Origin of the sequence: Pseudolactococcus hodotermopsidis (genome assembly GCF_011170085.1) — a bacterium.
In the GTDB taxonomy this organism is placed as follows: Bacteria; Bacillota; Bacilli; order Lactobacillales; family Streptococcaceae; genus Pseudolactococcus; species Pseudolactococcus hodotermopsidis.
Genome location: NZ_BLLI01000103.1, coordinates 1 through 4201, shown reverse-complemented (window position 1 = coordinate 4201; position 4201 = coordinate 1). Strand labels below are relative to the sequence as shown.

The window sequence follows — 4201 nt, the reverse complement described above, 5'->3', positions numbered from 1 at the left end:
GATTCGGAAGAAGACAGTGATTCGGAAGAAGACAGTGATTCGGAAGAAGACAGTGATTCGGAAGAAGACAGTGATTCGGAAGAAGACAGTGATTCGGAAGAAGACAGTGATTCGGAAGAAGACAGTGATTCAGAAGAAGATAGCGATTCAGAAGAAGATAGCGATTCAGAAGAAGACAGCGATTCGGCCGAGGACAGCGATTCGGAAGAAGACAGCGATTCGGAAGAAGACAGCGATTCTGCCGAAGACAGCGATTCGGAAGAAGACAGCGATTCAGAAGAAGATAGCGATTCGGAAGAAGATAGTGATTCGGAAGAAGACAGTGATTCGGAAGAAGACAGTGATTCGGAAGAAGACAGTGATTCGGAAGAAGACAGCGATTCTGCCGAAGACAGCGATTCTGCCGAAGACAGCGATTCGGAAGAAGACAGCGATTCGGAAGAAGACAGCGATTCGGCCGAGGACAGCGATTCGGAAGAAGATAGTGATTCAGCTGAGGACAGTGACTCAACACAAGACTCTGAGTCTGATAGAAATTTAGCCTCGGAAGAAGCAAGCGATTCAGAAGAAGATAGCGATTCGGAAGAAGACAGTGATTTAGCCGAAGATAGCGATTCAGAAGAAGCAAGCGATTCAGAAGAAGATAGCGATTCAGAAGAAGATAGCGATTCAGAAGAAGATAGCGATTCAGAAGAAGATAGCGATTCAGAAGAAGATAGCGATTCAGAAGAAGCAAGCGATTCAGAAGAAGATAGCGATTCAGAAGAAGATAGCGATTCAGAAGAAGATAGCGATTCAGAAGAAGATAGCGATTCAGAAGAAGATAGCGATTCAGAAGAAGACAGCGATTCGGAAGAAGACAGTGATTCGGAAGAAGACAGTGATTCGGAAGAAGACAGTGATTCGGAAGAAGACAGCGATTCGGAAGAAGATAGTGATTCGGAAGAAGATAGTGATTCGGAAGAAGCAAGCGATTCGGCCGAGGATAGCGATTCCGCCGAGGACAGCGACTCAACACAAGATTCAGAGTCTGATAGGAATTTAGCTTCAGAAGAAGCAAGCGACTCTGCAGAGGATAGCGATTCAGTAGAGGACAGCGATTCGGAAGAAGCAAGCGATTCGGAAGAAGCAATCGATTCGGAAGAAGATAGCGATTCGGAAGAAGATAGCGATTCGGAAGAAGATAGCGATTCGGAAGAAGATAGTGATTCGGAAGAAGATAGCGATTCGGCCGAAGACAGCGACTCAACACAAGATTCAGAGTCTGATAGGAATTTAGCTTCAGAAGAAGCAAGCGACTCTGCCGAGGATAGCGATTCAGCCGAGGATAGCGATTCAGCCGAGGATAGCGATTCAGCCGAGGATAGCGATTCAGTAGAGGACAGCGATTCCGCCGAAGACAGCGATTTGGAAGAAGATAGCGATTCCGCCGAAGATAGCGACTCTGAAGAAGACTCCGACTCCGAAACAGACAGCCTTTCCGAAGAGTTAAGTGATTCGACCGAAACCTCGGATTCAACCTACGACTCCGAGAGCGACTGGCTGATAGGTGATCCAGACGGCGACGGTCTCACAAACAGTGAGGAGGAGGCAGCGGGTACAAACCCATTTGACTCAGATACGGACGGCGATGGTATAACCGACGGCGATGAAATCATTGCAGGCACGGATCCACTTCGACCAGATAATCTGAAACAGACGATTGACAACGATAACGACGGCATAGCCAACTGGGTTGATACCAATGGTAATGGTCAATGGGATGACGGAGAATACATTGACGACGACATAGACGGCGACGGCATCAAAAATGAATTTGACGATGATATTGACGGCGATGGCATTAAAAATGAATTTGATGACAAACCTTACGGCGAGGGAACAATCCCTCAAGCTCAAACACCAGACATTGACAATGACGGCAAACCGAATTGGATAGATGAAAACGGCGACGGCAAATGGACAGCAGGCGAATACATTGACGACGACATAGACGGCGACGGCATCAAAAATGAATTTGACGATGACATTGACGGCGATGGCATTCCAAATGAATTTGATGACAAACCTTACGGCGAGGGTACAATCCCTCAAGCTCAAACGCCCGACATTGACAATGACGGCAAACCGAATTGGATAGATGAAAACGGCGACGGCAAATGGACAGCCGGCGAATACATTGACGACGACATAGACGGCGACGGCATCAAAAATGAATTTGACGATGACATTGACGGCGATGGCATTCCAAATGCAGTAGATGACACGCCTTACGGCGAGGGTACAATTCCTCAAGCTCAAACGCCCGACATTGACAATGACGGCAAACCGAATTGGATAGATGAAAACGGCGACGGTCAATGGACAGCAGGCGAATACATTGACGACGATATAGACGGCGACGGCATCAAAAATGAATTTGACGATGACATTGACGGCGACGGTATTCCAAATGCAGTAGATGACACGCCTTATGGCAAGGGAACAATCCCTCAAGCTCAAACGCCCGACATTGACAATGACGGCAAACCGAATTGGATAGATGAAAACGGCGACGGCAAATGGACAGCAGGCGAATACATTGACGACGACATAGACGGCGACGGCATCAAAAATGAATTTGACGATGATATTGACGGCGATGGTATTCCAAATGCAGTAGATGACACGCCTTACGGCGAGGGTACAATTCCTCAAGCTCAAACGCCCGACATTGACAATGACGGCAAACCGAATTGGATAGATGAAAATGGCGACGGCAAATGGACAGCAGGCGAATACATTGACGACGACATAGACGGCGATGGTATCAAAAATGAATTTGACGATGATATTGACGGCGATGGCATTCCAAATGAATTTGATGACAAACCTTACGGCGAGGGTACAATTCCTCAAGCTCAAACGCCAGACATTGACAATGACGGCAAACCGAATTGGATAGATGAAAACGGCGACGGCAAATGGACAGCAGGCGAATACATTGACGACGACATAGACGGCGACGGCATCAAAAATGAATTTGACGATGACATTGACGGCGATGGCATTAAAAATGAATTTGATGACAAACCTTACGGCGATGGAACAATCCCTCAAGCTCAAACACCAGACATTGACAATGACGGCAAACCGAATTGGATAGATGAAAACGGCGACGGTCAATGGACAGCAGGCGAATACATTGACGACGACATAGACGGCGACGGCATCAAAAATGAATTTGACGATGACATTGACGGCGATGGCATTAAAAATGAATTTGATGACAAACCTTACGGCGAGGGTACAATTCCTCAAGCTCAAACGCCAGACGTTGGCGGCAATAATATTCCAAACACAGCTGGTAAAAAGCCTTCTGATATTGGAAAGGCACCAGGAAAAACAATGCCAACTATTCCGTCAACAGCTTTAAAAACGACACCATTTGCAGTCGGTATTCTCGGTGCTTTCCTGACTGGGGCAGCGGCTATCGCGATTCTTGCGCGCCGTGAGGTACTCGTGACTTTGAGTAAAAACGGTCACATCAAGCGCTCGAAAGCTAGAGGTTTGTCTAGCGACGACATCAATGGTATCAGAAATAAAGACAGCATGTGTTTTGCTGAAAAAGGACGTCAGTCTGAAAATGTTCTCATTTTCACAAATCTTGGTAATGTGCTTTATAGCCCGATTGATAAGCTGAAAAATCTTGCATTGGATGTAAAGGGACAACATATCAGTGAACTTTCAACTAAGATTGCCAAAAATGAAAAACCTATTTTTGCTAAAATTGTTGATAAATTTGACACGGACATCAAGTTTGCAATTGCCACGAAAAAAGGCTTTGCTAAGCAAATCAACATTGCTGACTTGCGACCAAACAATGATAATCAGCAATCAAGCAAGAAATTTGACATTTTAACACCAGATGATGAGATTACTTTTGTCGGTGATGCGACAACAAAAAGTATTACCATCAAAACACTGACAGGCGAGAAAAAGACAGTTAGTCCCACTGAATTTCCTGTTAAAAAACTTAACGAAGTAGGTATCAACCTCCTTTGATAAGGCTAGTCAAGAAGAACAAGTAGCGAATTTTGGCTCTTTGTCAAATCGTGTGGGAAACTCCTTTCCCCTATAAAGCAAGTAACTGATTAGTTGCTTGTTTTTTAATAGACTTCTCCCGAAATTAAATTTCGAAATTGATAATACCACAAATTAA

1 pseudogene is annotated in these 4201 nt (G+C 45.3%); it reads left to right on the top strand.

Annotated features, from left to right (window positions below):
• Positions 1–4044 (top strand): annotated as a pseudogene (locus Hs30E_RS10575) (hypothetical protein); the annotation flags it as partial.
• Positions 4045–4201: the final 157 nt, after the last annotated feature.